The sequence below is a fragment of the Comamonas sp. A7-5 genome, from assembly GCF_039581385.1.
Lineage (GTDB): Bacteria > Pseudomonadota > Gammaproteobacteria > Burkholderiales > Burkholderiaceae_C > Comamonas > Comamonas thiooxydans.
In genome coordinates this window covers 1-5,585 of the sequence record NZ_JBCPWO010000034.1, presented here as the reverse complement: position 1 = coordinate 5,585, position 5,585 = coordinate 1, and the positions used below count along the sequence as shown (strand labels likewise).

8 protein-coding genes are annotated in these 5,585 nt (G+C 58.5%); 3 read left to right on the top strand and 5 right to left on the bottom strand.

The genetic code is table 11. From position 1 onward, the window contains the following. Positions 1 to 259: 259 nt before the first annotated feature. The 4 genes from arsH to AAIL67_RS24480 are packed head-to-tail and all read right to left on the bottom strand — an operon-like array spanning position 260 to position 3,060. A complete protein-coding gene (gene arsH / locus AAIL67_RS24495) occupies positions 260 to 976 on the bottom strand; it encodes an arsenical resistance protein ArsH (RefSeq protein ID WP_034390427.1) in 717 nt (238 codons plus the stop codon). After that, positions 963 to 1,394: an arsenate reductase (glutaredoxin) gene (gene arsC, locus AAIL67_RS24490; protein ID WP_034360082.1), complete on the bottom strand. Its 432-nt coding sequence runs from the start codon at positions 1,392 to 1,394 to the stop codon at positions 963 to 965. The genes arsH and arsC overlap by 14 nt, the downstream gene beginning before the upstream one ends. A 25-nt stretch (positions 1,395 to 1,419) precedes the next feature. Continuing rightward, positions 1,420 to 2,709 (bottom strand): arsenic transporter, encoded by a 1,290-nt coding sequence (locus AAIL67_RS24485; RefSeq protein WP_343485374.1) that lies wholly within the window; start codon positions 2,707 to 2,709, stop codon positions 1,420 to 1,422. A 27-nt stretch (positions 2,710 to 2,736) separates the two neighbouring features. Beyond that, entirely contained in the window at positions 2,737 to 3,060 is a 324-nt protein-coding gene (locus AAIL67_RS24480; RefSeq protein ID WP_343485373.1) for a metalloregulator ArsR/SmtB family transcription factor, read from the bottom strand. A 486-nt stretch (positions 3,061 to 3,546) separates the two neighbouring features. Here AAIL67_RS24480 and AAIL67_RS24475 point away from each other — a divergent pair, with 486 nt between their 5' ends. Beyond that, the gene (locus AAIL67_RS24475; RefSeq protein ID WP_253233593.1) at positions 3,547 to 4,182 is read left to right on the top strand and encodes a glycoside hydrolase family protein; all 636 of its coding nucleotides are present in this window, start codon (positions 3,547 to 3,549) and stop codon (positions 4,180 to 4,182) included. Positions 4,183 to 4,387: 205 nt separating this feature from the next. Then, a complete protein-coding gene (locus AAIL67_RS24470) occupies positions 4,388 to 4,522 on the top strand; it encodes a hypothetical protein (protein WP_343485372.1) in 135 nt (44 codons plus the stop codon). 59 nt (positions 4,523 to 4,581) lie between these two features. Here the strand turns inward: AAIL67_RS24470 and AAIL67_RS24465 are convergent, their stop codons facing one another. Beyond that, positions 4,582 to 4,938 carry a Rap1a/Tai family immunity protein gene (locus AAIL67_RS24465; protein WP_063661399.1) on the bottom strand — a complete coding sequence of 119 codons (357 nt, stop codon included), beginning with the start codon at positions 4,936 to 4,938 and terminating at the stop codon, positions 4,582 to 4,584. A gap of 243 nt (positions 4,939 to 5,181) precedes the next feature. Between AAIL67_RS24465 and AAIL67_RS24460 the strand changes: the two genes are divergently transcribed. After that, on the top strand, positions 5,182 to 5,427 hold the full coding sequence (locus tag AAIL67_RS24460) for a hypothetical protein (RefSeq protein ID WP_131324748.1): 246 nt from the start codon (positions 5,182 to 5,184) through the stop codon (positions 5,425 to 5,427). Positions 5,428 to 5,585 lie beyond the last annotated feature (158 nt).

The window sequence follows — 5,585 nt, the reverse complement described above, 5'->3', positions numbered from 1 at the left end:
GAAGGAACGTGTGGCAAACGCGCTTGTGGACTGTGTGGATCGGTGATTCATCGGTCATCGCGCGATTGTCTCAGAGGAGGGTGCTGTTCTGGTGCGTATGACTGGGGACGGCAGACTTGATGGGGCAGCGCCACAAACCTGAGGTATCCGTTAGCGGTCTTTCGCGTCGGCCTGCAATCGACCCGTTGCAGCCGCTCAAGTAGCGAAGAAGCGGCCACTGAACTTGTTTTGGAATGCAGAGCCCACCTGCACGCGTCACTTAGATACTTCGCTGATTGACCCGTTTGGACAGTTCCTCGGCGCTTTCACGGCGCTCGCTGTAGCGATCCACCAGGTAGTCCGAACAGTCTCGCGTCAGCAGAGTGAACTTGACCAACTCTTCCATCACGTCCACGACCCGTTCGTAATACGAAGAGGGCTTCATCCTGCCAGCCTCGTCGAACTCGGCAAATGCCTTGGCAACAGACGACTGATTCGGGATGGTGATCATGCGCATCCAGCGACCCAGCACCCGCATCTGGTTGACCGCATTGAAGGACTGCGAGCCACCCGAGACTTGCATTACTGCCAATGTCTTGCCTTGCGTCGGTCGCACGGCACCAGCGGACAAAGGAATCCAGTCTATCTGCGCTTTGAGGATGCTGCTCATGGCACCATGACGCTCTGGAGACGTCCAGACCATGCCCTCGGCCCATACAGCCAGCTCACGCAGTTCCTTGACCCTAGGGTGATCGTCGGGGGCACCATCGGGCTGTGGCAGGCCACGCGGATCGAAGATCCTGGTCTCGGCACCCATCTTGCGCAGTAGTCGCGCCGCCTCTTCGGTCAGCAGTCGGCTATAGGAGCGGTCACGAACCGAGCCATACAGCAGCAGTATGCGCGGCGCGTGCGTCGCACGCTGTGCGGGCAGTAGGCCTTCCAGGCTGGGCTTTTCAAAGACTTGTTCGTCGAGGTTCGGTAGATCAGTGCTTGCCAATTCGATTTCCTTTCGAGTCAATGACGGCTTCTCCATCCTCTTTGGAGAAGGCGGCCTGCTGAGGCTGCGGCAGGATGTCCAGCACGGCCTCTGAGGGACGGCACAAGCGGGCTCCCAGAGGGGTGATCACTATCGGGCGATTGATCAGAATGGGGTGCTGGAGCATGAAATCAATCAATTGCTCGTCCGTCCATTTGGGCTCGCCCAAGCCAAGCTCGTCATATGGCGTACCTTTTTGGCGCAACACATCGCGCACTGGTAGGCCCATGGCTTGAATCAGGCCCACCAGCGTGGCGCGATCAGGCGGCGTCTTGAGATATTCGATGACCGTGGGCTCCACTCCGCTGTTGCGGATCAGGGCCAGGACATTGCGGGAGGTGCCGCAAGCAGGGTTGTGGTAGATCGTGATGTCGCTCATAGCGCTAGATTCCCGTTGCAAAGATTCATGACGCCACGCTGAGCCGCAAGGCCAGGGCGGCAAGGGTGATGAGCAGCACGGGCAGGGTCAGTACCGCGCCGACTTTGAGGTAGTAGCCCCAGTCAATCGTTGTGCCTTTCTTGCCGAGCACATGCAGCCACAGCAAGGTGGCCAAGCTGCCAATCGGCGTGATCTTGGGACCCAGATCGCAGCCGATCACATTGGCGTACACCATGGCCTCCTTGACAGTACCGCCGGCTGTGGACGCATCGATGGACAAGGCCCCGACCAAGACCGTGGGCATGTTGTTCATGATTGAGGACAGCACCGCGGACAGCATGCCCGTGCCCAGCGATGCGGTCCACACGCCACCGGCTGCAAACTGATTCAGCAACACGGCGATGTAATCCGTGAGGCCCGCGTTGCGCAACCCGTAGACCACCAGATACATACCCAGCGAGAACACCACGATCTGCCAAGGCGCGCCATGGAGCACTTTCCTGGTGCTGATGACATGACCACGAGCGGCCACAGCCAGCAAGATCGCTGCACCCACGGTCGCCACAGCACTGACGGGTACGCCCAGAGGCTCCAGAACAAAAAAGCCAATCAGAAGCAAGACCAGCACGACCCAGCCGGCCCGGAATGTGGCCCGGTCTTTGATCGCAGCCGAAGGCTGTTTGAGCTGGGCCACGTCGTAGGTGGCTGGAATATCGCGTCGGAAAAACAGCAGCAGCACACCGAGGCTGGCCAGGACCGAGGCGATGTTGACTGGCACCATCACCGATGCGTAGTCGTTGAAGCCGATCTTGAAAAAATCGGCGGAGACGATGTTCACCAGATTGGAGACGATCAGCGGCAAGCTCGCAGTGTCGGCAATAAACCCGGCGGCCATTACGAACGCCAGCGTTGCCGCCGGAGAAAAGCCCAGCGCCACCAGCATGGCCATCACGATGGGCGTAAGAATCAAGGCGGCTCCGTCATTGGCAAACAGGGCCGAAACGGCGGCACCCAGCAGCACGATGCAGGCAAACAGCTTGACTCCGCTGCCGCCGCCCCAGCGGGCAAAGTGCAATGCAGCCCACTCGAAGAAACCAGCCTCATCCAGTAAAAGGCTGGTGATGATGATGGCGACAAAGGTCGCCGTGGCATTCCAGACGATATGCCAGACAACCGGAATATCAGCTAAGTGCACGACCCCCAGCAGCAAAGCGACAGCGGCCCCGACTGAAGCGCTCCAGCCAATGCCAAGGCCGCGCGGTTGCCAGATGACCAACGTCAGTGTGAAGATGAAAATCAGGGTGGCCGTCAACATGGTGAACTGTTCCTAGCAACGAGCAGTTCAGCACTGGCACAAAGTTGCGGCGTCTGGAGTGCAGGCAGCTCCCTGGCAGCAGTTCTCGGTGAGATATGCGAGCAGACCATTCATGACGGGAAATGCAGCGCGATAGAGCACATTTCGGCCCTGCTTCTCTTGACTCACGAGTTCAGCATGGAACAGTTCCTTTAGGTGAAACGACAGTGCATTGGGGGCAATACCCAACTGCTCCGCCAATGCACTGGGAGTCAGGCCTTCAGGTCCTGCAACCACCAACGCGCGAAAAACGCGCAGGCGTGCTTCATGGGCCAAAGCTGAGAGGGAACGGATAACTTGGGTTTCTTGCATTAATCAATAATACAATAAATGTTGAATCATTGTGTGATTGAGATGCGGGATAGGAATTGCTATCGGGCTAAGGGATGACCGCTTTACGGATGCTCGTCAAATGGCTGCTTGTGGTAGATAGCGGCCTGCAGTAGGGCGTACACCCCTCTAGGGTTCGACCATTGAGTCCAGCCCCGGAACACTCCGGGGCATGAAAAAAAGCTCTCGCATCAATGCTGGCGCTGCTGGGCATTCACCAGCATCTGAGTGCCGAGCAGAAACAAGACATTGTGGTCGCGGCCGCACAAGCCACGCCGGGGGGGCAGTAGCAGCCGGAGGCTTTCGGCTCGCAGGCCTGCCCCTCAGTGACTGGCTGGTCCTGGCATCGATTGCCTTTGTGGCATTGCAGGCAGCCTACCTGGTCTGGAAATGGCGCCGTGACTATGTGCATGAGCAGGCTCGCCAGGAGCTGCGCGATAAGGCCAAGGCTGCCGTAGGGGGCACGCCATGAGCAAGATTCCATCACAGCTGCGCACCAGCATTGGTGCCTTGCTGGTCTTGATCGGCATTGGTGGCGGCAGCTACTACGTGGATCAGGCCGCAACGGCTGAGGTCCAAAAGAATCAGTACATCCAGGCAGTCGCCGCCGATCCCGATATGCCCGATGGCATGCGTATCGCCATGGTCATGGCCGCGTTCTATGAATCCAGCAATCGCCACATCGGCACGCCCTACGTGGGCAAGCTGGGCAAGGGCCAACCGCTGACGGTCTGCAACGGACTGACCGGCAAGGATGTGATCGCGGGCAAGTGGTACAGCCCGGCCGAATGCTTCCGCCTGGAGAAAAAGCGCTATGTGCAGTATGAGCAGATCGCCAAGCGCTCACTGCTTTACTGGGGCAGCTACAACCCTTTCCGGCAGGCCACGTTCTACGACTTCCTGCACAACAAGGGCGACGGGAATTTCCAGACAAGCATCATGCGGCGCGATGCAAACGCGGGCAACTGGGTCAAGGCCTGCCGTGAAAACGTGCGCTGGAACAAGGGCACGGTCCATGGCGTGTCCACGGTGCTGCCCGGCTTGAAGATCCGCGGCGATGCGAATGCCGAGATTTGCGAGTGGGGGCTGTCATGGCGCGGCTGACCGTCTACACAGCTCTGGCAGCCGCTGCTGCCGGCGCGGCGCTGGCCTGGTCCTTTCAGGCGGCGCGCCTGGGGGGCCGAGCTGGCCGACGAGCGCCTGCAGGCCAGCCAGTACCGCGAGCAGATCGCTGATGAACGCACGGCCGCCGGCTGGCGCGTGCTGGCCGTCGAACGCACGGTCAATGCCACATACCAAGGAGCCCTGAATGACGCCATCCAGAAGCAGGCCGGCTTGCAGGCTGCTGCTGATCGCGCTCGCCGTGAGCGTGACGGCCTCCAGCGATACACGGAGCTGGCAATCCGAGCTGATGCCGCAACCTGCCGCACAGCCTGGCCAGTGATTCCCCAACCCAAGGAAACCCAATGAGCAAAACAAGGAATGCAGTAGAGCAGTTGCCATCTATTTGGGCTTGCAGGGGAAGACATCCTGCAACGCCCGTGAGACCAGTGAGTTGGCATTCATGTGCCCAAGCTGCGGCTGGGCGTAAAGCATCATAGGAATGATGTCCAAGATTTGGTCGCGTGTGATGCCGTCTGGTATGCAAATGACTTTGGATGACACCAGTGTCTCAGCAACTCCTAATGCATACCCGCGTGCAATATTGACCTGTTGGTGGTCTGACGCTGTACCCGCTTGAGATTTTTGTGTTTCAGAGAGCCATTGATTCAGCTCATTCCCTGTGATCTGCTGCGCATGCAAATGTGGTCCACAGAGTAAGGCGGCCAGGAAAGCGGCGGCGCCCGGAATAGCTTTCATCCTCATTCCTCCTTGTTCAAGGAATGTAGCAGAGCAGTTGCAATCTATCTTGGCTTGCAGGGAAACGCGTCTCAGAATGCTGTATGTGCCTGCTGCAGCGGTGTCCGCGGTGAATACCAGGAGCCACTTGCCGCCTATGGTGCTTTATCTACCTTCGGTAACAAGGCCATTGAAACCTGCCTCTATATCCCCCAGTCATCGCCGAAAATAGGACATGGCCGAGGTGATCCAGGTATGGGGTCCATGAAGGCTCGGATACCAAGCCTGCATTGCCGCCATCGAGCAATCATTGATAGAGAAGTACAGACAAAAGCCATGCTGCGCAGCAAATTGGGAACACTGCTAGTGATCAGTGCGGCACTTTCTTTTGCGGCAGGATTTGCTCTGGATGCCCAGGGCAGCATCGCGAACCTTGAGCTTTGGATAGCTTCGGCAGTCCTGCTACTCTTAAGCGGTGCAGTTCTGATCGTCTTGGGTCAGAACGACTAGCAAGGAACCGGGGAGCGCACCACACTTACCGGGCCTAGCCCGAAATACACGAGGCCATCCTCACGGCTGGTCACCAGTAGCCATCCCGGGTGGGCTTCGTCTCTCAGTAGACTCCAACGAGAGGTATTTCCGTCTCATCGACCGCAAGCATCACGCAC